General features: G+C 70.5%; 19 protein-coding genes and 1 pseudogene. 10 read left to right on the top strand and 10 right to left on the bottom strand.

The features are described from left to right. Together VF289_RS17600 and VF289_RS17595 are read left to right on the top strand one after the other, a co-directional pair. The coding region (locus VF289_RS17600; RefSeq protein ID WP_330885432.1) for a phosphatase PAP2 family protein at positions 1 to 637 on the top strand (637 nt) is incomplete at its 5' end. Between the two features lie 5 nt (positions 638 to 642). Then, the gene (locus VF289_RS17595; RefSeq protein WP_330885430.1) at positions 643 to 1,080 is read left to right on the top strand and encodes a VOC family protein; all 438 of its coding nucleotides are present in this window, start codon (positions 643 to 645) and stop codon (positions 1,078 to 1,080) included. A 146-nt stretch (positions 1,081 to 1,226) separates the two neighbouring features. On the opposite strand, the gene VF289_RS17590 is transcribed toward VF289_RS17595, so the two are convergent. The 3 genes and pseudogenes from VF289_RS17590 to VF289_RS17580 all read right to left on the bottom strand — a co-directional run. Continuing rightward, positions 1,227 to 1,589, bottom strand: a complete 363-nt coding sequence (locus VF289_RS17590) for a TraR/DksA family transcriptional regulator (protein ID WP_330885429.1) — start codon at positions 1,587 to 1,589, stop codon at positions 1,227 to 1,229. A gap of 37 nt (positions 1,590 to 1,626) precedes the next feature. Next, positions 1,627 to 2,094, bottom strand: coding sequence for a VOC family protein (locus tag VF289_RS17585; RefSeq protein ID WP_330885427.1), 468 nt, complete (start codon positions 2,092 to 2,094; stop codon positions 1,627 to 1,629). A 216-nt stretch (positions 2,095 to 2,310) separates the two neighbouring features. After that, positions 2,311 to 2,427 (bottom strand): annotated as a pseudogene (locus tag VF289_RS17580) (LLM class flavin-dependent oxidoreductase); the annotation flags it as partial. A gap of 153 nt (positions 2,428 to 2,580) precedes the next feature. On the opposite strand from VF289_RS17580, the gene VF289_RS17575 reads away from it, so the two are divergent. Continuing rightward, on the top strand, positions 2,581 to 2,712 hold the full coding sequence (locus VF289_RS17575) for a hypothetical protein (RefSeq protein ID WP_330885425.1): 132 nt from the start codon (positions 2,581 to 2,583) through the stop codon (positions 2,710 to 2,712). Positions 2,713 to 2,722: 10 nt separating this feature from the next. On the opposite strand, the gene VF289_RS17570 is transcribed toward VF289_RS17575, so the two are convergent. The 3 genes from VF289_RS17570 to arfB form a co-directional block, all read right to left on the bottom strand. Further along, a complete protein-coding gene (locus VF289_RS17570; protein ID WP_330885422.1) occupies positions 2,723 to 3,640 on the bottom strand; it encodes a DUF3152 domain-containing protein in 918 nt (305 codons plus the stop codon). A 92-nt stretch (positions 3,641 to 3,732) separates the two neighbouring features. Beyond that, complete coding sequence (locus VF289_RS17565; RefSeq protein WP_330885421.1) at positions 3,733 to 4,332, bottom strand: 1-acyl-sn-glycerol-3-phosphate acyltransferase; 600 nt, start codon at positions 4,330 to 4,332, stop codon at positions 3,733 to 3,735. Between the two features lie 153 nt (positions 4,333 to 4,485). Next, the gene (arfB, locus tag VF289_RS17560; RefSeq protein ID WP_330885419.1) at positions 4,486 to 4,926 is read right to left on the bottom strand and encodes an alternative ribosome rescue aminoacyl-tRNA hydrolase ArfB; all 441 of its coding nucleotides are present in this window, start codon (positions 4,924 to 4,926) and stop codon (positions 4,486 to 4,488) included. Positions 4,927 to 5,098: 172 nt separating this feature from the next. Here arfB and VF289_RS17555 point away from each other — a divergent pair, with 172 nt between their 5' ends. Beyond that, complete coding sequence (locus VF289_RS17555) at positions 5,099 to 5,413, top strand: 4a-hydroxytetrahydrobiopterin dehydratase (protein ID WP_330885417.1); 315 nt, start codon at positions 5,099 to 5,101, stop codon at positions 5,411 to 5,413. A 20-nt stretch (positions 5,414 to 5,433) separates the two neighbouring features. Here VF289_RS17555 and VF289_RS17550 read toward each other — a convergent pair whose 3' ends face one another. Then, positions 5,434 to 5,643 carry a dodecin gene (locus tag VF289_RS17550; RefSeq protein WP_330885415.1) on the bottom strand — a complete coding sequence of 70 codons (210 nt, stop codon included), beginning with the start codon at positions 5,641 to 5,643 and terminating at the stop codon, positions 5,434 to 5,436. 408 nt (positions 5,644 to 6,051) lie between these two features. On the opposite strand from VF289_RS17550, the gene VF289_RS17545 reads away from it, so the two are divergent. The 3 genes from VF289_RS17545 (at position 6,052) to VF289_RS17535 (ending at position 12,295) form a co-directional block, all read left to right on the top strand. Next, positions 6,052 to 8,019 carry an HNH endonuclease signature motif containing protein gene (locus VF289_RS17545; RefSeq protein ID WP_330885413.1) on the top strand — a complete coding sequence of 656 codons (1,968 nt, stop codon included), beginning with the start codon at positions 6,052 to 6,054 and terminating at the stop codon, positions 8,017 to 8,019. Between the two features lie 253 nt (positions 8,020 to 8,272). Continuing rightward, positions 8,273 to 10,603 (top strand): sodium-translocating pyrophosphatase, encoded by a 2,331-nt coding sequence (locus tag VF289_RS17540; RefSeq protein WP_330885412.1) that lies wholly within the window; start codon positions 8,273 to 8,275, stop codon positions 10,601 to 10,603. A 30-nt stretch (positions 10,604 to 10,633) separates the two neighbouring features. After that, complete coding sequence (locus tag VF289_RS17535; protein WP_330885411.1) at positions 10,634 to 12,295, top strand: ABC-F family ATP-binding cassette domain-containing protein; 1,662 nt, start codon at positions 10,634 to 10,636, stop codon at positions 12,293 to 12,295. Positions 12,296 to 12,432: 137 nt separating this feature from the next. Here the strand turns inward: VF289_RS17535 and VF289_RS17530 are convergent, their stop codons facing one another. After that, the gene (locus VF289_RS17530) at positions 12,433 to 12,918 is read right to left on the bottom strand and encodes a flavin reductase family protein (protein ID WP_330885409.1); all 486 of its coding nucleotides are present in this window, start codon (positions 12,916 to 12,918) and stop codon (positions 12,433 to 12,435) included. A gap of 352 nt (positions 12,919 to 13,270) precedes the next feature. Between VF289_RS17530 and VF289_RS17525 the strand changes: the two genes are divergently transcribed. Continuing rightward, entirely contained in the window at positions 13,271 to 15,256 is a 1,986-nt protein-coding gene (locus VF289_RS17525; RefSeq protein ID WP_330885407.1) for a BCCT family transporter, read from the top strand. Between the two features lie 48 nt (positions 15,257 to 15,304). Continuing rightward, positions 15,305 to 16,864, top strand: a complete 1,560-nt coding sequence (betC, locus tag VF289_RS17520) for a choline-sulfatase (RefSeq protein ID WP_330885405.1) — start codon at positions 15,305 to 15,307, stop codon at positions 16,862 to 16,864. 105 nt (positions 16,865 to 16,969) lie between these two features. Here the strand turns inward: betC and VF289_RS17515 are convergent, their stop codons facing one another. After that, positions 16,970 to 17,851, bottom strand: a complete 882-nt coding sequence (locus VF289_RS17515; protein WP_330885403.1) for an SDR family oxidoreductase — start codon at positions 17,849 to 17,851, stop codon at positions 16,970 to 16,972. A 191-nt stretch (positions 17,852 to 18,042) separates the two neighbouring features. Between VF289_RS17515 and VF289_RS17510 the strand changes: the two genes are divergently transcribed. After that, a complete protein-coding gene (locus VF289_RS17510; protein ID WP_330885400.1) occupies positions 18,043 to 18,957 on the top strand; it encodes an NADP-dependent oxidoreductase in 915 nt (304 codons plus the stop codon). A 222-nt stretch (positions 18,958 to 19,179) separates the two neighbouring features. Here VF289_RS17510 and VF289_RS17505 read toward each other — a convergent pair whose 3' ends face one another. Next, on the bottom strand, positions 19,180 to 20,772 hold the full coding sequence (locus tag VF289_RS17505; RefSeq protein ID WP_330885399.1) for a GMC family oxidoreductase: 1,593 nt from the start codon (positions 20,770 to 20,772) through the stop codon (positions 19,180 to 19,182). Between the last annotated feature and the right edge of the window lie 3 nt (positions 20,773 to 20,775).

The following is a 20,775-nucleotide window of genomic DNA, read 5'->3' as shown; positions in this document are numbered from 1 at the left end:
CGTCGTGACGGTGGTGGCTGCCGGGCCGTTCCAGGAGCTGGATCTGTTCCTGGCGAAGCGCTGGCTGTATCGGATCGAGCCGTCGTTGCTGCCGTTCGCGCAGAACGTGCTGGATCCGATCGCGGGTCAGGCGGTGTGTCTTCCGGTGCTGATGGGGGTGGCGGTGGTGATCGCTCGGCGTCGGAGGTCGTGGCGGCCGTTGCTGATCGCTGGGTTGGCGGAGCTGGGGTTCCTGGTGGGTGTGGGGTCGATCAAGGTGCTGTCGGCGCGTGGTGTGACCTATGAGCGGGATCCGCGGTTCTTCGAGGCGGGGTTCTTCGAGATGGGGTCGAAGGGGATCAGCTTCCCGTCGGGGCATGCTGCGGAGGCGGTGCTGATCTATGGGGCTGCGGTCTATCTGATCGCGCACTACACCGGTGCCTCGGAGCGTCTGGTGCGGGTGCTGCGGTGGGTGGTGGTGCTGATCAGCGTCAATTCTGTGACGGTGTCGTTCCTGATCGGTTGGCATTGGGTGACGGATCTGGTGGGTGGGCTGATCGCGGGTGGGCTGTTCCTGCGACTGATCGTGGACTGGGACCATCGCGCCCGTCGCGGTCCCGAGACCCTGGCCCCGGAGGCGCACAGCGAGATACGGTGACGCCCATGGCGATCACCCTCGAGAACGTCGGCATCGCGGTCCGTGACCTCGAAGTCGCCATCGAGTTCTTCACCGACCTGGGACTGAGCGTCCTCGGCCGGGACACCGTGCGCGGGGACTGGGCCGACACCGCCGTCGGACTGGACGGGAACCACGCGAAGATCGCGCTGCTGCAAACCCCCGATGGTCACGGCCGGCTGGAGCTGTTCGAGTACCTCCACCCCGAAGCGCTCGAGACCACCCCGACCCTGCCCCACGAGATCGGCATGCACCGGGTCGCCTTCCAGGTCGACGATCTCGACGCCGCGCTCGAGATCGCGGCCCGGCACGACTGCCATCCGCTGCGCGGGGTCGCCGACTACCAAGGGATCTATCGCCTCACCTACCTGCGCGGTCCCAGCGGGATCCTGGTGATGCTCGCCCAGGACATGACGCAGGCCTGACGCGAGGGTCGCGGGTCGCGGGTCGCGAGGCTCGCGGATCGCGAGGTTCGGGGGCCGCGGGGTCAGGGCCGCGCGGGTCGGGGGCCGCGAGCTCGGGGCCGACGCAGAGCGCGCCTCGGGAGTGCCGAGAAATCCGCCCTGCGGAATCAGGCCGCGCAGTCGATGCACGTGGTCGACTCCGGTCGCACCGCGAGCCGGGCCGGGGCGATGGGGCGCCCGCACACCTCGCACCGTCCGTCCAGTCCGCTGCGGGAACGGACTCCCGCCTGCTCGAGCGCAGCGAGCTTCGCCTGCTTCAGCCCCTCCAACCGATCCCATTGCGCCGAGAGCGGCACCCCATCGGGGTCGTGCTCGTCGTCGTCGCTGAGCCCCTCACGGGTGGCGCGCAGCGCCGTCAGCTCCGCTTCGAGGCCCTCCAGCTGTGCGCGCACCTCCTCCCGGCGCTCCCGGATCCGGGCGGCACGGCGGCGTGCTGTCTCAGGGTGATCCCCTCGCTGCTGCCCCTCCATCTCGACGACTCCTCTCGCCTCCGGCGCGCGAACCGACTCAGCGCGCAGCCGCCTCCAACCGGGCGATGTCCAGCTTCACCTGCTGCATCATCTCCTTCATGACCGGCTCCGCAGACGGACCGGCGAGCAGCTCGTTCAGCCGGCGCGGCACGATCTGCCAGGACAGCCCGAAACGGTCCGAGCACCATCCGCACTGCGACTCGCGGCCGCCGCTGCCGACGATCGCCTCCCACAGCCGGTCGATCTCCTGCTGCGAGTCGACGGTGACCACGATCGAGACCGCCTCGGACAGCGGGAACTGCGGACCGCCGTTGAGGAGGGTGTACGGCACTCCCGCGAGCTCGAGGTCGATCGTGAGGGCCTGGCCGGTCATGTCGGGGCCGTCCGGGGGGCCGCTGCCCTCCTCGTACACGCTGCGATGAAGGATCCTCGACCCCGGCAGGAGCGAGAGGTAGAACTCGGCGGCCTCGTCGAGACGGCCGTCGAACCAGAGACAGGTCTGCACGGTGGTCCTGGGGACATCCTGCACCCGCGCCCTCGAGGGCGGAAGGGGGAGCTGCCGTGCGGCAGCGGGCCGGGCGACGAGCCAGCAGGCACGCGACGAGCCAGCAGGCATGCGGTGACCTCAGCTGGTGCGCGGCAGACGCTCCTCGACGTGGGCGCGGTATCGCTGCTCCTGCTCGTCGGTCGCGGAGTCGGTGGGGATCACCACCAGGCCCTGGAGCTCGATGATCTGGAGGGTCGACTCATGCCCTGCGGCGGGATCCTCGGGATCGAAGAGCCCGATGGTGAGGAAGCCGAGATGGCGCAGGGGCTGATCAGGAGCGGGCCTGTGCACTGTCGATCGGAGGGCGGTGCGGTGTGCGATCGGAGGGCGGTGCGGCGTGCGCTGGAACCATCACAACGTCGCGACGGCAGCAGGGGCCGGCACTCCGGCGGGAGAACACGGCGGGAGGGTACGGTCGGGGGACCCGACGATCAGGAGGACCTCATGCTGAACTGGCTGCTGCGCGCACGACGGGTGCGCGGTGACGTCCGCGCCGCACAACAGGGCCCCGGCGCCGTGAGCCGACGGGTGGGACGCCGCACGGCGCACCGCCTGCTCTCGAGGCTGCTGCGGTAGAGCCCGGACCTCAGCCCGTCGCACCGGTCGCGGGCCACGCATTGGGCGTGCAGCCGGCGAGGTCCATCGACTGCTGGAGCATGACCGGTGCCGGCTCGTCCTCGCCGCCGCACGGGGCATGGCCATGCCCGAGGAAGTGCCCCACCTCGTGATTGATCATGTAGGCGCGGTACTCGGTGAGGTCCTCATAGGTGGGGGTGGCGTGCAGCCAGCGATCCGAGTTCAGGGCGACGTCGCCGCCGATGCGGCAGCTCCACAGCCCGCCGGTCCGTGCCGGGAGGCAGAGCTCGTCGACCGTCGGCGGCGAACCCACCGAGATCGTGAACTCGGCATCTGCCGGCTCCGCCACCCGTCGGAAGCTCACCCCCTCGAGGTCCTGCCAGCCGCGGGGATCGGCGAGCACTGTCGCGATCTCGGCGGCGGCCTCCTCGGCGTCGATCCCGATGCCGTCCTCGACCCGGACCGCGTACGTCCGGGTGGCCCGCTCCGTCTCCTCGTCGTCACCAGAACCTGCCTCGGACCCGTGGTGCGGCTCCTCCGCGGCGGCGACTGTCCAGGTCCCCTCGCCGTCGGTGCCCGTGCGCACGAACCCGTCATCCTCGGTGGCGGCGTCTCCAGAGCCGGTCTCGGCCTCTGGCGTGGGGCTGGACAGCGCCTCCTGGTCGCCGTCGGCCGACTCGCCGGCAGTGTCCGAGGCGCCGCCGCCGTCGGAGGCGCCGCCGCCGTCCGAGGTGCCTCCGTCGCTCGGCGCGGGGGAGGTGGGGGCGGCTGGCGCCGGCGGCTCCGACTCGTTCCCGCCGAGCGCTCGCAGCAGGGAGACCAGAGCCAGGATCAGCACCAGTGCGAGCAGGAGCACCAGCCCTGAGCGGACCAGCCGGCCTCGGCGCGTGAGCTGGAGCGGACGAGGCGGCTGTGTGGGCTGGGGCACAGGCTCACGCTAGAGGACGCAGGTCCGGGCCAGGAGGAGGACACGCGTGCACGGCAGGGGACGTGCCGAGCCCGGGCCGCCCTCCGCGCGTCTCAGGGGGTGGGCTCGGACGAGGAGTCGGTCCCCATGCCCTCTTCGCGCAGACGCGGCTCGACCCGCTCGGAGGGGTGGTACCCGGACTTGTCGGCGTAGAACGCCCGGATGCGGTCCATGTCGGCGCCGATCTCGTCGGTCATCTCGAGGCTGGGCCCCAGACCTGTCGTCATCGTAGTGCGGTCCACGTAGCCGAGCACCACCGGCATCCCCGTGGCGCGGGCGATCCGATGGAATCCGGACTTCCAGTGGCTGTGCGCACCGCGCGTCCCGTCGGGCGTGACGACCAGGCCGAACACCTCGCCCTTGTGCACTCGGGCCACCACCTCGTCGACCACCCGGCTCGGGGCCGAACGATCCACCGGGATCCCTCCCAGGGCGCGCATGAACGGGCCGCGCCAGGACGTGAACAGGGTGTGCTTGCCCAGCCAGCGCAGCGGGATCCGCAGCCGCCACGCGATGGCCAGCATGAGCACGAAGTCCCAGTTGGAGGTGTGCGGGGCACCGAGGAGGACGGAGGGACGCCGCGGGGCGGGCTCCGTGACGAGCGTCCAGGGGCTGAGAGCCCAGTAGGCGCGGGCGAGGAGGTTGCGGAGCATGAGGTCAATCTAGGCGACGGGGGACCCTCGGGGCACCGACGCTGCGAACCGCGGGATCGGGATCAACGGGATCGCGGACCCGCTGCACACGGATTCTCGAGGCGGAGATCGCGGGTCACCGCATCGTGACGCGGCAGGGGTGCTGCATCGCGCTCACTCCGTGCCGGGTGCGCGGCGGCTCTGCTTCAGGCCCGCCCGACGGCGCTTGGCCTCGAGCCGCCGCCGCTTCGACCCCTTGGTGGGGCGGGTCGCCCGGCGCACCACCGGCGGGGCCACGGCCTCGCGCAGCAGCGTGGCGAGACGCTCACGCGCCGCCCGACGGTTCTGCCGCTGGGAGCGCTGCTCGGTGGCGGTGATGGTCAGGACGGTGCCGGCGAGCTTCGTCGACAGTCGGGAGATGACCCGATCGCGCTGGACCTCGTCGAGCGCGGTGGTGGTGGCCAGATCCAGACTCAGCTGGACGCGGGAGTCGGTGGTGTTGACGCCCTGCCCGCCCGGACCGGAGGAGTGCGAGAACTGTTCGAGGAGCTCCGAGGCGGGCACCCGCAGGCCCCGCGGCGCGCCCGGCCCGGGGGCCACCTGCAGATCGTTCATGCCTCCAGTGTGGCGGATGGGGGAGGCGGCGGCGCGTTCTGGTGACTGGACGGATCTCTGGCACCACCGGTCGCTGCGACGGGGCTGGTCACCGCAGGGGGACAGGCGCGCGTGCGTTCTAGGACCGCCGGACGGGGTAGCCGTGCGGTGCGGACAGGGGCACGATGGAGGCATGGCTGATCCCAGGAAGACCCTCACCCCTGCCGAGATCTCCGACGCCGCGCTCACCGGCTGGCGCCAGGACGGCGAGACCCTCACCGTGCGCTTCGCCACGGGCGACTTCGTGACCGGTCTCGATCTGATCAACCGCATCGGCGACGCCGCCGAGGCGGCGAATCATCACCCGGACCTCACCCTCACCTATCCCGAGGTCACCGCGACTCTGACCAGCCATGACGTCGGCGGTATCACCAGTCGCGATGTCGACCTCGCGCGGGTGATCAGCGAGCACGCCGACACGCTCGGGGTCGCGTCGTCGCGCGACTGACGGCCCCGAGCCCCGCGAGCTCAGCGCTCGTGACGGAAGCCGATCTTGAGCGTCGCCTGCCAGTCGGCGACGTAGCCGTCCTCGAGGTGGCCGCGGATCGAGGTGACCTCGAACCAGTCGAGGTTCCGCAGCGTCTTCGACGCCTCGGCGATGGCGTTCTTGATCGCGTCGTCGCTGCTCTCCGGTGAGGTGCCGACGATCTCGGTGATGCTGTAGACGTGACCTGCCATGGTGCCCTCCTGTGGTCGGCCGCGGGCCGGACCCCGCGGGGGATCGGTGCAGACAACCTACGCCAGGGTCGCCGGGGAGGCCAGGGGTGGGGAAGGCCGGTGCGCGGGCCTCGGGTGTCGGAGCGTGTCGATAGCCTCCCAGGCACGACCACGCACCGGACGACCGCGGATCGACCGCCTGAGTGAATCCTGTGATTGTGGGAATGTCCGTTCGATTCATCTCTCATGCTCTCTTGCGATGCGCCCACTTGCAATTGCGGGGCGCTAGTACGATGTATTGCTCGCGCTGTCCGTACCGGTCATGCAACGTTTCCTACACCGCGGCGAGTTATCCACAAGTTAATGCTACGGCTAAGTAATATCGGTCTAACCCTTTCGTGGAGGGCTGCCTCGTGGGACAATGAATGCATGACATTCGATTCGAACGGCGAGCGTGCAGAGTTCCCGGGAGCCGACGACGGCTCCCGCAGGGACGATGCCGCGCGGTTCGAGGGGGAGCCTGCAGTCGACGATGCCGCGACGAACGGGCCGTCGGCCGATGGAGCGGCGACGTGCGGGCCGTCGGTCGGCGACGTCGTGATCGCGGTGAATGACGAGGAGCTCTTCCTGGGAGAGGTCGACATCGAGCGGGCCCGGATCGCGCTGGCGGAGCTGGGGGCGCAGGGGTCGCGGTCGTTGGAGAGGTTGTCGGCGCAGGAGTCGATCACTCTGCTGCGGAGGCTGCAGAGGCTGGCCAGTGCGGTCGCGGCGGTGCAGGCGCGGGCGCTGGTCCATCTGGAGCGCGCGGTGAAGCAGGAGAGCCGGGAGCGTGGGGAGACGGCGCAGCAGGCGCTGATGATCGCGCGGGCCGAGACGGGTGAGGCGCTGAGGATCTCGAAGTCTGCCGCGGGCCAGACCATGTCCTCCTCGCGGCGCCTGGTGCAGTCGATGCCGGGGATGCTGACCGCTCTCGCTCAAGGGCGGACGGCGCCCGCCTCGGCGCACCAGGTCGGCAAGACGATGGGTCCGGCCAGTTCGGAGCAGCGGGCACGGGTCGATGAGATCCTCACCAGTCACCTCGGTGACCTCGAGGGCTGTGGTCCGGGGCAGTGGGGCGATGAGGCTGAGCGCGTGCTGCACGGTCTGGACCCCGCCGGTGCCGCGGCCCGGCATGAGAAGGCGAAGGGCGAGCGGAACGTCACCGTGCATCGGGGTCGGCATGGGATGGCGACGGTCACCGCGAAGGTGACGGCCCTGGACGCGGCTCGGATCCGCAAGGGCCTCTCGCTGGCGGCGGAGAAGGCCCGGGCAGGTGGGGATCGGCGGGGGCATCAGCAGATCATGGCCGATCAGTTCATCGACGCCCTGATCGGGCGAGGCGAGGGGATCGACCCCTCGACGTTGGAGATCGGAGTGCTGGTCACGGATCGGTCGCTGTTGGCACCGAACCATGCAGACGCCGCCACGATCGAGGGCTACGGCAGTGTTCCCTACGAGCATGTTCGCCAGGAGATGCTGATGACTCTCGAAGCTGCCGAGGCGGGGGAGGATCCTGACCTGGCGCTGACCTTGCGGAAGGTGTTCCTGGACCAGGAGGATGGCCAGGTGGTGGCGCTCGAGTCCCGATCCCGCCAGTTCCCGCCCGCGCTGGCGAAGCTGATCCGGTATGCGCATCAGACCTGCCGGGCACCGCACTGTGATGCCCCGATCCGGCAGATCGACCACATCATCCCCTGGTCCCAGGGCGGGAAGACCCACTATGCCAACGGCAACGGGTTGTGCGCGGCGGATAATCAGAAGGAGCACGCAGGTCAGCGTGCCCGGGTCATCACCGATGAGCACGGGATCCGCCGCAGCGTGGAGTGGACCACCCGATACGGGCAGACCTCTCGGCGGGGTGGGGTCAACTTCGACCCCGTCGGCACCGCCCGGCGGCGGCAGCAGGAACTGGCCCGCCAGCACAAGGCCGGTGTCGACGAAACTCGCCGAGCCGCCGCCCGGTACCTCACCGAGAGGCGACAGGCCGAGGCGGATCGTCAGGTCGCCGACGCCCATACCGCCGAGTCCCAGGTCGCGCAGACCGAGTCACCGACAGAGACGGAGTCGCTGACCGGGACCGAACGGGCCGCGCCCACGCCGCCCGATGCCGAGCAGACCGTCGGCACCGTGATCGACGAGATCGGGACCATCTTCGAGAGCCAGTTCGCCCAGCTTGACCCGACTCACCTCGACCCCTTCGGCGAGTTCACCGACCAGCCCTGGTCAGAACCCTTGGAGCACGAGCTCCGCACCGGACCGCGCGAGCGGTGGCACTTCGTCGAGCGCGTGTTCTTCCTCGACCTCCGCGCCTCCCACCCAGGGAGCCGAGGGCGGAGCTCGACACCGAGAAGCTCGTGACGCCATCCAGCGCGACCCTGCACTGCCCGTGCTGACTCTCGGCTGCGCGGACACGTTCCGCTCCGGAACGACTCAACTCCTGAGCGGACCGACGAGACCCCCTCCGGCTCCGCCTTGCTCCTTCCGCGACTTGCCGGAACGGGTGATCCCGGGCGCGGATCGCGGCTAAGGTTCCAGAATCAGGCATGCGCGCTGCCACACAGTGCATCCGTGATGCCGGTCTTCAGACCCACGACGACGTGCGGAGGACCTCATGACACCGGAATCCATCTCACTCTCCGGGGCGAGTCTCGCCACGGTCGCGGTGATCGTGGTGATCGCCCTGATCGCGATCGCGATGGCGCTGAGATTCCGCACCGAGGTGCTGCGAGCCCGCACCGGGACCGAGGCCATGAACGAGGTCGCCGGCGCCGTGCAGGAGGGTGCTGCGGCATACCTTCGCCGGCAGCTGCGCACCCTCGCCGTCTTCGCCGCCATCGCCTTCGTGCTGCTCCTGCTGCTCCCCACCCACGGGGCCACGGGCACCGAGGGCATGCTGCTGCGCGCCGCCCGCTCGGTCGCCTTCCTGGTGGGGGCCGGGTTCTCCGGCCTGATCGGCTACCTCGGGATGTGGCTCGCGGTCCGCGCGAACGTGCGGGTCGCCGCTGCTGCGCACGAGGTGGGACGGGACCCTGCGATGCTGATCGCGGTGCGCACCGGCGCGTGCGTGGGCTTGGCGACGATCGGCTTCGGCCTGCTGGGGGCGGGAGCCGTGGTGCTGATCTTCGGGGGCGACGCCGCCCTGGTGCTCGAGGGCTTCGGCTTCGGTGCCGCGATGGTCGCGATGTTCATGCGCGTCGGCGGCGGGATCTTCACCAAGGCGGCCGACGTGGGCGCCGACCTGGTGGGGAAGGTCGAGCAGAACATCCCCGAGGACGATCCCCGCAACGCCGCGACCATCGCGGACAACGTGGGCGACAACGTGGGCGACTGCGCCGGCATGGCGGCGGATCTCTTCGAGTCCTATGCGGTGACCCTGGTGGCCGCCCTGATCCTCGGCCGAGCCGCCTTCGGCGAGGCGGGCATGGTCTTCCCCCTGATCGTTCCCGCGATCGGCGTGCTCACCGCCCTGATCGGCATCTACCTCACCACCCCCAAGGACGGCCAGAGCGCTCTGACCACGATCCGTCGATCGTTCCTGTACTCCGCCGTGATCTCCGCGGTGCTGTGCACCGTGGCAGCCTTCGTCTACCTGCCCGGCAGCTTCGCCGAGCTCGGGATCGAGGACTCGAGCGCCGTGATCGACGATCCCCGGATCATCGCCGCCGGCGCCGTCGCGATCGGCATCGCCCTCGGCGTGCTGATCCTCTACCTCACCGGCTACTACACCAGCACCGAGGACCGGCCCGTGCGCCAGGTCGCCGCCACCTCCCGCACGGGCGCCGCGACCGTGGTGCTCTCCGGCTTCTCCCTCGGCCTGGAATCCGCGGTGTTCACCGCCCTGGTGATCGCCGGCGCCGTGTTCGGCGCCTTCCTGCTCGGCGGCTCCGGCATCGCCGGCCTGTTCGCGATCGCACTCGCCGGCTGCGGCCTGCTCACCACCGTCGGCGTGATCGTCGCGATGGACACCTTCGGTCCGGTCACCGACAATGCCCAGGGCATCGCCGAGATGAGCGGCGATGTGGACGGCGAGGGCGCTCAGGTGCTCACCGAGCTCGACGCCGTCGGCAACACCACCAAGGCCATCACCAAGGGCATCGCGATCGCCACCGCCGTGCTGGCCGCGACCGCTCTGTTCGGCTCCTACACCGACTCGATCCGCGACGTGCTGGGCGAGCGCTATCAGGACTTCCTGGACCAGTCCGTCGTCTTCGCCCCCCAGACCCTCGTCGGCGTGATCATCGGCGGTGCCGTGGTGTTCCTGTTCTCCGGCCTCGCGATCAGCGCCGTGGGTCGAGCCGCCGGCGCCGTCGTGTACGAGGTGCGCCGGCAGTTCCGCGAGATCGCCGGGATCATGGAGGGCACCGCGAAGCCCGAGTACGGGAAGGTGGTCGACATCGTCACCCGCGACTCGCTGCGGGAGCTCGCCACCCCGGGCCTGCTCGCGGTCGCCGCGCCCATCGCCGTTGGCTTCGGCCTCGGCGCACCCGCCCTCGCCGGCTATCTCGCCGGGGCCATCGCCACCGGCGTGCTGATGGCCGTCATGCTCGCGAACTCGGGCGGGGCCTGGGACAACGCCAAGAAGATCGTCGAGGACGGCCACCACGGTGGCAAGGGCTCCCTCGCCCACGAGGCGACCATCATCGGCGACACCGTCGGCGACCCGTTCAAGGACACCGCCGGTCCCTCGATCAACCCGCTGATCAAGGTGATGAACCTGGTCGCCGTGCTGATCGCCCCCGCCGTGGTGGGGATGAGCGCGCTCAGCGGCGAGGCGAACCCGCTGCGCTACCTGATCGCCGCAACGGCTCTCGCCGCGATCGCCGTGGCGGTGACGATCTCGATCCGTCGCGGAGTGGTGCTGGACACCGAGGATGAGGATCCCGCGGCCGGGCCAGCCGAGGGCGTCGGCCAGGCCAGGGCCCCGCGGCCGGAGGCGCGCTGAGCGTCCGGTCCCCGATGGGACACTGTGCGGATGACCGCCACTCTCGTCGCCCACGCACTCAGCGGCGGGTACGGCCACCGCACGCTCTTCGAGGGTCTCGACCTCACTGTCGCGCCCGGCGACGTGATCGGTGTGGTGGGCGCCAACGGTGCCGGCAAGTCCACGCTGCTGCGACTGCTGGCCGGGGTCATCGCTCCGCAGAAGGGAACCGTCTCCCTCACTCCGCCGGATGCCTTCGTGGGCTGGCTTCCCCAGGAGCACGAACGTCGCCCCGGCGAGAGCGTCGCGGCGCACATCGCCCGACGCACCGGCTGCGCACAGGCCACCGCGGAGATGGATGCCGCCGCGGCCGCCCTCGAGCATCCCGCTCCGCGCGGCGGTCCGGATCCGGCCGACGTCTACGCCGCAGCCCTGGAGCGCTGGCTCGTCAGCGGCGCGGCGGACCTGGAGGAGCGGATCCCGGTGGTGCTCGCCGAGCTCGGGCTGCCCGTCGCCGCGCACGAGATCGACGGGACGATGATGACGTCCCTCTCCGGCGGGCAGGCGGCGCGGGTCGGGCTCGCCGCGCTGCTGCTGAGCCGTTTCGACCTGGTGCTGCTGGACGAGCCCACCAACGATCTCGACCTCGACGGGCTCCAGCGGCTCGAGGCCTTCGTCCAGGGCCTGCGCGGGGGAGCAATGCTGGTCAGTCACGATCGTGAGTTCCTGTCCCGCTGTGTCACCGGGGTGCTCGAGCTGGACCTCGCCCAGAACTCCCACCGCCTCTACGGCGGCGGATACGACGCCTTCCTCGAGGAGCGGGCGACGCTGCGCCGCCATGCCCGCGAGCAGTACGACCAGTTCGCTGCGACGAAGGCGGATCTCGTCTCCCGGGCCCGTACCCAGCGCGAGTGGTCCAGCCAGGGTGTGCGCAACGCGCTGAGGAAGTCCCCGGACAACGACAAGGTCCGACGTCGGGCGCAGTCGGAGTCGAGCGAGAAGCAGGCCCGCAAGGTACGTCAGATGGAGAGCCGCATCGCTCGGCTCGACGAGGTCGAGGAGCCGCGCAAGGAGTGGCAGCTGCAGTTCTCCATCGGGTCCGCGCCGCGCTCGAGCACAGTGGTCAGCACGCTCTCGTCGGCCGTGGTGAGGCAGGGCGAGTTCACGCTCGGACCGATCTCGGTGCAGGTCAGTGCGGGGGAGCGGATCGGCATCACCGGGCCCAACGGAGCCGGGAAGTCGACTCTGCTGCGAGCGCTGCTGGGACACCGACCGGTGGACGAGGGCACGGCTGCTCTCGGTGCGAGCGTGCAGATCGGCGAGATCGACCAGGCCCGCTCACTGTTCACCGGCCCCGCCTCGCTCGCCGAGGCCGTCCAGGCGCAGCTCCCGGAGATGACCCCGGCGGATCTCCGCACCCTGCTGGCGAAGTTCGGGCTGAGGGCGGAGCACGTGGGCCGTCCCGCCGCGGAGCTGTCGCCGGGGGAGCGGACCCGCGCCGCCCTCGCACTGCTGCAGGCCCGCGGCGTGAACCTGCTGGTGCTCGACGAGCCCACCAACCATCTGGACCTTCCCGCGATCGAGCAGCTCGAACAGGCGTTGGAGAGCTACGAGGGCACGCTGCTGCTGGTCACCCATGACCGAAGGATGCTGGAGACGGTGCGGATCGACCGTCGCTGGCACGTCGAGGAGGGGCAGCTGCACGAGCGGTGAGCCCCGCACGACGTCGCCGAGCGGCTCACTCCCGGGTGCCGCGCGTCTCGCCGAGCGGCCCGCGCCCGGGTGCTGGGCGTCGATCCTGCGGACCGGTGGGCGGAGTCTGCTCCGAGGATGCCCGGCCGATCGCCGGCTCAGATCTCGTAGGTCAGCTCCTTGAACTGACTGCGATGGAACACGACGGCTGTCGCCTCGGGCAGGCTGTCGATCGCGAGCACCTCGAGCAGCACGAGGTCATGGTCCCCGGCGCGCACCTGATCGTGGACGCGCACCGTCATCCACGCCGGGGCGTCCTGCACGATCAGGGCGCCGGCCGGATCGACCGTCACGTCGATCCCGTCGAAACGGCGGGCGCGATCGGTCGAGGCCAGCTGGCGGGTGACCGGGACCTGCGAGCGCCCCAGGACCGTCACTCCGAGATGCCCGTGCTCGCGGAGGATCGGCCAGGTGCTGGAGCTGTGCTGGACCGCGAAGGAGACCAGCGGCGGATCCAGCGAGACGCCGACGGTGAAGGTCGAGGCGACCAGGCCGTGGCGCACGCCGTCGATCTCGGCGGCGACCAGCACCATCCCCTGGGGGAACTGTGAGAACGCCTCTCGGAGCGCGGTGTCGGTGAGCATGGTTTTCACTGTATGCCTCGAGAGGGCGAGGGAGCACGGGCAGTGCCCATCACCGTCATCTGCCGTCACACGAGGGCACGGGCACCACCGGCCAGGACGGTGCGCCTCGATCGCCGACGGCCCGTCACGGAGAGCCGGCGGTCCGAGCGGGACGACGGACCGGTCACGGGGTCGACGGGAGGACTGGCGGAGGGGCCGTATGGAGGGCCGGTCGAGGGGCCGTCTACAGTGGAGAGATCCCTGCCGCTGGTCGGCCGGGCGCGCGGCCGACCTGACCGCGGGCTCCGCCTCCGCCCGTCGGCCTGCCACTTTCCCTCCCGAGCCCTCGGGCCCACCTGAACGGAGCCGCATCGTGACCACTGAGGACGAGCCCGCACCGCGCACGACGCCAGAGACGACGAGGAGCCCGCAGCCCCGACGTGGGGAGCGACTCCCCACCCTGGACTATTCGCGCCCGCCGTACCCCCACAACATCCACCCGGCGCTGGTGCCGGGCATCGCCATCGACGAGCAGCGCCGCACGTACAGCGTGGACAAGATCGTCTTCGCAGTGGCCGGCTCCCTCGCGGTGGCGTTCGTGATCTGGGGCATCGTGAACACGGCGAGCGTGAGCACGGTCGCGAACGCGGCCTACGGCTGGACCATGAGCCACCTGGGCTGGCTGTTCAACGCCGTCGCGACGGTGGTGCTGATCGCACTGCTGGCCCTGGCGCTGAGCCGGTTCGGCAAGATCCCGCTCGGCAAGGACGGCGAACGCCCCGAGTTCTCCACCTTCTCCTGGGTCGCGATGCTCTTCGCCGCCGGCCTCGGCATCGGCGTGATGTTCTGGGGACCCTCCGAGCCGCTGACCTACTTCCTCAATCCTCCGCCGCTGACGAACGAGGCGGAGTCGGTGGAGGCCATGCACGCGGCCCTCGCCCAGACCTACTACCACTGGGGCTTCCACGCCTGGGCGATGTATGCCCTGGTCGGCGGTGCCGTGGCCTATGCCGCCTACCGCCGTGGGCGCACCCTGCTGATGTCCTCGATCTTCCAGCGCCTGTTCGGGAAGAAGCACACGGACGGCTGGGCCGGCCAGCTCGTGGACATCTTCGCGATCATCGCGACCCTGTTCGGCACGGCGGCCGCCCTGGGCATCGCCGCGCTCCAGATCGGTGAGGGCGTCGTGATCGTCTCGGGGGTCTCCGAACTGACGAACACTGCCCTGGTGCTGGTCATCGCGGTGCTGTCGATCGGCTTCGTGATCTCGGCGATCTCCGGCGTCTCGCGCGGCATCCGCTATCTCTCCAACATCAACATCGTGCTCACGATCGGCTTCACCGGGCTGATCTTCCTGCTGGGACCGACGCTGTTCCTGCTGAACCTGCTGCCCTCGGCCATGATGGAGTACATCGGGTCGATGTTCGAGATGATGGCGCGCTCCGCCTCCTGGGGCCAGGAGACCCTCGACTTCCAGTCCAGCTGGACCGTCTACTACTGGGCCTGGTGGATCTCCTGGTCGCCTTTCGTGGGCATCTTCATCGCGCGCATCTCCCGGGGACGGACGATCCGCCAGTTCGTGCTCGGCGTCATCCTCATCCCCTCGACGCTGCTGTTCGTGGCCTACGGGATCATGGGAGGCACTGCGATCGCGATGTACCGCGAGGGCGGGCTGGGGGCGATCGAGCAGGTCAACCCCGCCGAGGTGCTGTTCTCCATCGTCGAGAACCTGCCGCTGTCCGAGATCATGCCGGTGCTGATCATGTGCATCCTGGCGATCTTCTTCATCACGGCGGCGGATTCGGCCTCTGTGGTGATGGGCATCCTCACCACGCGCGGCAGCCAGAACCCGCCCAAGCCGGTCGTGGTGTTCTGGGGCCTGGTGATGGCCGGGATCGCCGTGGTCATGCTGCTGCTGGGCGGGGACACCGCCCTGGAGGGGCTGCAGTCGCTCGTGATCATCACCGCGGTGCCCTTCGCGTTCGTGATGCTCCTGATCATCGTCGCCTGGTTCCGGGAGCTGCGGACGGATCCGCTCACCCTGCGCCAGCAGTACGCCGAGGTCGCGGTCAGCAACGCGGTCGTGGACGGCGTCGACAGATTCGACGACGACTTCCGCCTGCAGGTGGTCCGGGCCGAACCGGGCGAGGGCGCCGGAGCGGAGGTCGACTCCACCCACGCGGACTACACCGAGTGGTATCAGCGCACCGATGAGCACGGCGAACCCGTCGGCTATGACTTCGAGACCGGGAAGTGGGCCGACGGCTGGGAGCCGGAGCCCGACGAGGCGACGGCCGGCGAGAGCGTCGAGGGCACCGCCTCGGACCGAGATGAGCACCGCGAGCCCGAACGGACCTGAGGGCCGGCGCGCCCGGACCAGCGTCCGACTCACAGGAAGGACAGCACCATGAGACCGAACATCGTGATCATCCAGGCCGACCAGATGGCGGCGCAGGCGCTCGGCGCCTATGGGGACGAGGCCGCCCGCACCCCGCACATGGACGCGCTGGCGGCGGACGGCGCCGTCTTCGACCGGGCGTACTGCACCACCCCGCTGTGCGCCCCCTCGCGCGCCTCGATGATGACGGGCCGCATGCCCTCGGACATCGGCTGCTACGACAACGGCGACGACTTCGCCGCCTCGACACCGACGTTCGCCCACCACCTGCGCGCCGCCGGGTACCACACCGCACTCGTCGGCCGGATGCACTTCATCGGCCCCGACCAGCACCACGGCTTCGAACAGCGCCTGACCACCGACGTCTACCCGGCGGACATGGACATGGTCCCGGACTGGCGGAAGGACCCGGCCGACCGGCTGCAGTGGTACCACGACGCGGACACGGTCTACACCGCCGGGGTCTCCCAGGCCACGGTGCAGCAGGACTTCGACGACGAGGTGGGCTTCCGCACCCTGCGCCACCTCAACGACCGGGTGCGGGCGAACCGGGCGGCCGGCGAGGACATCCCCTTCCTCATGGTCACCAGCTTCATCCACCCCCACGATCCCTACGAGCCGCCGCGCGAGCACTGGGACCGCTTCGAGGGCGTCGACATCCCCGCACCGCAGCATCCGGAGGTGCCCGACGCCGCGCAGGACCCGCACACCCACCGGCTGCGGGCGATGAGCGGCTTCGACCAGCGGGAGACCACCACCGAAGAGGTCGCGCGCGCCCGCCGCTCCTACTACGCGGCCGTCAGCTACATCGATGACCACGTGGGGCGGATCCAGGAGCGGCTGGAGGTGCTGGGGCTGCGGGAGAGCACCGTCATCGTGGTCACCAGCGACCACGGCGACATGCTGGGCGAGAAGGGCCTGTGGTACAAGATGTCTCCCTACGAGGAGTCTGCGCGGGTGCCACTGATCGTCCACGGGCCGGAGCATCTGGTGCCGCGAGGGCGCTATGCGAACCCGGTCTCCCTGCTGGACCTGATGCCGACCCTGCTCGAGCTGGCGGCCGCTCCCGTCGAGCAGCCTGCGGCCGCCCCCGGACGGGGCGGCATCTCGCTGCTGGAATCAGCCCGCCGCGAAGCCGCCGGGGAGTCCGGGCCGGCGGATCGTGACCTGGTCATCGAGTATCTGGCCGAGGCCACGCTGCGGCCCCAGCTGACCCTGGTGCGCGGGCAGCACAAGTACGTGATCTGCCCGGGCGATCCGGACCAGCTGTTCGATCTCGTCGCGGACCCGCACGAGCTGGTCAACGTCGCCGCGGCACCCGAGCACGCCGAGCTCGCCCGCACGCTGCGCGGGGAGCTCGAGCGACAGTACGACCTCGCCGTGCTCGAGGAGCAGGTGCTGGACAGCCAGGACCGACGCCGCCTGGTGGCCGAGGCGCTGCAGCAGGGCCGGTCCCGGCACTGGGACTTCGAGCCCGACCCCGAGCAGCGCTACGTGCGCGGCGACTTCTGGAGCGCGCTCGCCCACGGCCAGATCCGTGATGCCGAGCCTGTGGACGAATCGTCGTAGAGGGCCAGGCGTCGTCGAGGTCCAGGCGTCGTAGAAGGCCAGGCGGAGACGCCAGGCCGCACGGGCGAGGTCAGAGTGCACGTGGGGCCGGCAGGCCAGCGGTGCTCACCGTCGGCGAAGCGCTCTGACCTTCGCGGCGAGGGCCCAGTAGAGCATCTTCGTCGTGGCTGCGGCGCCGTACCGGACACCGTCGGCGTAGGGCTTGTCGGATCGGAGGGTGGCATCGGCCCCGCCGTCGACGAAGACGATCTGCCCGGCCATGAAGGAGTTCTCCGCGCTCAGCATCCACGCCACCGCGTCGGCGATGGCCTGGACGGGGCCAGGGAATCCGAGCGGCTGGGGGAGCGCTGTGCTGAGCATCTTCGCCTGTGCCGGGTCCTCCAGCATGGTCTCGCGGGCGGTGCCGGTCTCCACGATTCCCGGCGCGACGACGTTCAGAGGCACCCCGGTGCCCGCCCATTCCTCGGCGGGCGCCGATTGGCGGACCCAGCGATTCAGCGCGATCTTCGAGGACCGATAGAGCACGCCGCCCCGTCCGCGTGCGATGACGCGCTGCGCAGCGGCGACCGCCGCCTCTTCGTCACCCCGCAGGCAGGCACCGATGACGTCGGGGTCGCCGGCGGACAGGGCGGAGGCAGAGGAGACCACGACGACTCGCGGAGTCGGTTTCCGTCGCAGCAGAGTGCGCAGGCCGGCGAGCACGGAGAGCGTGCCGAAGTAGTTGACGCGGATCGTCTCGGCCGTCGGGACCCCGATCCCCGCGATCAGCGCGAGACCGTCGATTCCTCCCGGCGCCAGTCGGCCCACCTCGGTGACCAGGTGGTCTCGTCCGCTCTCGTCTCCGAGGTCCGCGCGCACGTCGACGTCCTCGCCGATGCCGCATCGGATCACCCGTGCACCCCGCTCCTGCAGGGTCTGAGCGGTCAGCGCCCCGATGCCGGTGTCCGCGCCGGTGATGACATACGTGCGGCCCTCGTGGAGCGGCATGACGTTTCCCGATCCTCTGGTCGTCCCGTCGAGATCGCGCGACGACGTGTTCTTCGAGGCTAGTCGCTCGGCACCCGCGCGACCACTGTTTTCCTGAAGCGGGTGCCGAGATCCCAGCGCCCCCCACCTCCTGATCCCTGACCGTCGGGAATGAATCCGCAGTTGGCCGTGTTGTCCCTGGCATGCGAGCCATGACCTATTCCCAGTACGGCGAGCCCGGCACCCTCGAGCTCAGCGACGTCCCGATGCCGACCCTCAGCCCCGGTGCGGTGCTGATCCGCATCGAGCGCGCCTCCGTGAACCCCGTCGACTGGAAGGTGATGGCCGGCGGGCTCGACGGCCTCATCGAGGCGATCTTCCCCGTGATCCCCGGCTGGGACGTGGCCGGTGTGGTCGAGGCCGTCGGCCCCGACACCCCGGAGTTCGCGCCCGGTGATCGTGTCGCCTCCTACGGCCGCACCGACCTCATCCACCACGGCACCTTCGCCGAGTTCGTGGCCCTGCCCGCCACCTCGGTGGCCGCGATCCCTGACGGAGTGACCGTCGAGGCCGCCGCGGGCCTGCCGCTGACGGGCCTGACCGCGCTGCGCAGCCTCGAGACCCTTGGGCTGGCCAGCGGGGACACGCTGCTGATCCATGCCGCCTCCGGCGGGGTCGGGTATCTCGCCGCGCAGCTGGCACGGGAGCTCGGCGCGACCGTGATCGGCACCGCCTCCCCTCGCAACCACGAGAAGCTCACGGCCCTCGGCGTCACGCCCGTCGCCCACGGGGAGGGCCTCGTCCAGCGGGTCCGCGAGATCGCACCCGACGGCGTCAGCGCCGTCGCGGACTTCGTGGGAGGGGTCCGCGGGGAGACGCTCGCACTGCTCGCCGAGGGCGGCCGGCACGTCTCGATCGCCGATCCCTCCGTCGAGGAGGCCGGCGGGCGCTGGGTGTGGGTGCGCCCCGACGGCCCGCGCCTGCGGACCCTGCTGGAGAAGGTCGCCGGCGGCGCCCTGGAGGTCGAGATCGATCGCACCTTCGCGCTCGCCGATGCGGCCGAGGCCTTCGAGGCCAGCAGAGCGGGCACCGCGAACGGGAAGCTGCTCATCGACGTCACCCGCTGAGCTCACCCCGGGGAGGTGCGGGCCCGAGGGGGCGCGGCGCACGGATTCGAGGACGAGCGAGACGCCCCGTGCGAGGTGCGAAGGATCCCGGACCGGAGGCGCCTCGGCAGGCGCGAGTCGACCGTTGCGCAGTGGGGGTTCTCGGTGCTCAGAGCGCCCACTGCGCAACGGTCGGGGACATCCGACGGGTGCCGCGCGTCAGCCCGGTGAGGGCCGGTGGGATCAGGCTCCCTGCTCGTTCCGGATCAGCTCCGCGGCGCGCTCGCCGATCAGCATCGTGGTGATGTTCGGGTTCACCGCGACCAGCTGCGGCATCACCGAGCCGTCGACCACGCGCAGGCCCGTGACGCCCTTGACCCGCAGCTGCGGATCCAGCGGAGACATATCGTCATCGACCGCCCCCATCCGGCAGGAGCCGGCGGGGTGGTAGACGGTGTTGTGGGTCTTCGCGACGTACTCGGCGATCTCCTCGTCGGACTGCACATCCTCCCCGGGGAACAGCTCCCGGCCGCGGTAGGCGTCCATCCCGGACTGCGCGACGATCTCGCGGGCCTTCCTGATCCCGGCGACGGCCACGCGCATGTCATGACCGTCCTCGTCGGTGAAGTAGCGCGGATCGACCTTCGGCTTGTCGCGGTAGTCGATCGAGCGCAGGCGCACCGTGCCACGGGAGCGGGCATGGGTGACGTTCGGGGTGAGCGCGAAGGACTCCGGCGAGGTGGGGTAGCCCTGCCGGCGGGTGTGCATGTCGAAGGGCACCGAGCCGTAGTGCATCATCAGATCCGGCAGGTCCAGGCTCTCCTCGGTGGCGGCGAAGATCCCGATCTCCCACCACTGGGTGGACTCGCGGGTCATCTTCTGCGTGGACTCCCAGGAGATGACCGCCTCGGGGTGGTCCTGCAGGTTCGAGCCGACGCCGGGGGAGTCCACGCGCACGTCGAGGCCCACCTCGCGCAGGTGCTCGGCCGGGCCGATGCCGGAGAGCATCAGCAGCTTGGGGGTGTCGATCGCGCCGGCGGAGAGGATCACCTCGCGGCGGGCGTGCATGATCGAGGAGCGGTCGAAGGCGTTGTCGATGTACTCCACGCCGGTGGCCCGCTGGTCCTCGTCGAAGAGCACCTGCGTCACCTGCAGGCCGGTGAGGACGTGCAGGTTCTCCCGCTCCAGGTTCGGGTGCAGGTAGGACACGGAGGAGGAGGCGCGGGTGCCGTCGGCCTGGCGGTTGACCTGGAACCAGTTCGCGCCGGTCACCACGGTCTCGAAGTCGTTGAACCGGGCCCTCGGGATGCCGGCCTGCTCGCAGGCGTCCAGCAGCGCCACGCCCAGCGGGTCCTCGGGCGGCACATCCATCAGGTGCACCGGACCGTCGGTGCCGTGGCCCTCGCCGGTGCGGTCCCGGTTCGTCTCCAGGCGCGCGATCAGCGGCATCATCGTCTCGGCGTTCCAGCCCTCGGCGCCGAGCTGCTCCCACAGGTCCATGTCCTCCGCCGGCGGGTGGAAGGCGATGCAGGAGTTGTGGGAGGAGCAGCCGCCCAGCACCTTCGCACGGGCGTGGCGCATGAAGGAGTTGCCGTTCTCCTGCGGTTCGATCGGGTAGTCCCAGTCCAGCCCGCCCTCGAGCAGCTCGGGCCAGCGCTTCAGCTGCAGCACCTCCTGATGCTCGAGGTCGGAGGGGCCGGCCTCGAGGAGGGCCACCTCGATCGAGGGGTCCTCGCTGAGGCGGGCGGCGAGCGCCGCGCCGGCGGAGCCGCCGCCGACGATGACGTAGTCGAACTCGGCGACGGGGTTCTCGGAGGGGAGGTCCTGTGCGGGCATGAC

It is taken from the genome of Brachybacterium sp. (assembly GCF_036379615.1).
Lineage (GTDB): Bacteria > Actinomycetota > Actinomycetes > Actinomycetales > Dermabacteraceae > Brachybacterium.
Note: the sequence above shows the minus strand (reverse complement) of the source record. Positions and strands in the feature narration are given on the sequence as shown.

What these genes read in the sequence shown, in the direction of transcription:
- VF289_RS17595 (WP_330885430.1), top strand. Translation starts at nt 643, where the DNA reads ATGGCGATCACCCTCGAGAACGTCGGCATCGCGGTCCGTGACCTCGAA.
- VF289_RS17590 (WP_330885429.1), bottom strand. Translation starts at nt 1,589, where the DNA reads ATGGAGGGGCAGCAGCGAGGGGATCACCCTGAGACAGCACGCCGCCGT.
- VF289_RS17575 (WP_330885425.1), top strand. Translation starts at nt 2,581, where the DNA reads ATGCTGAACTGGCTGCTGCGCGCACGACGGGTGCGCGGTGACGTCCGC.
- VF289_RS17565 (WP_330885421.1), bottom strand. Translation starts at nt 4,332, where the DNA reads ATGCTCCGCAACCTCCTCGCCCGCGCCTACTGGGCTCTCAGCCCCTGG.
- arfB (WP_330885419.1), bottom strand. Translation starts at nt 4,926, where the DNA reads ATGAACGATCTGCAGGTGGCCCCCGGGCCGGGCGCGCCGCGGGGCCTG.
- VF289_RS17555 (WP_330885417.1), top strand. Translation starts at nt 5,099, where the DNA reads ATGGCTGATCCCAGGAAGACCCTCACCCCTGCCGAGATCTCCGACGCC.
- VF289_RS17550 (WP_330885415.1), bottom strand. Translation starts at nt 5,643, where the DNA reads ATGGCAGGTCACGTCTACAGCATCACCGAGATCGTCGGCACCTCACCG.
- VF289_RS17545 (WP_330885413.1), top strand. Translation starts at nt 6,052, where the DNA reads ATGACATTCGATTCGAACGGCGAGCGTGCAGAGTTCCCGGGAGCCGAC.
- VF289_RS17540 (WP_330885412.1), top strand. Translation starts at nt 8,273, where the DNA reads ATGACACCGGAATCCATCTCACTCTCCGGGGCGAGTCTCGCCACGGTC.
- VF289_RS17535 (WP_330885411.1), top strand. Translation starts at nt 10,634, where the DNA reads ATGACCGCCACTCTCGTCGCCCACGCACTCAGCGGCGGGTACGGCCAC.
- VF289_RS17530 (WP_330885409.1), bottom strand. Translation starts at nt 12,918, where the DNA reads ATGCTCACCGACACCGCGCTCCGAGAGGCGTTCTCACAGTTCCCCCAG.
- betC (WP_330885405.1), top strand. Translation starts at nt 15,305, where the DNA reads ATGAGACCGAACATCGTGATCATCCAGGCCGACCAGATGGCGGCGCAG.
- VF289_RS17515 (WP_330885403.1), bottom strand. Translation starts at nt 17,851, where the DNA reads ATGCCGCTCCACGAGGGCCGCACGTATGTCATCACCGGCGCGGACACC.
- VF289_RS17510 (WP_330885400.1), top strand. Translation starts at nt 18,043, where the DNA reads ATGACCTATTCCCAGTACGGCGAGCCCGGCACCCTCGAGCTCAGCGAC.
- VF289_RS17505 (WP_330885399.1), bottom strand. Translation starts at nt 20,772, where the DNA reads ATGCCCGCACAGGACCTCCCCTCCGAGAACCCCGTCGCCGAGTTCGAC.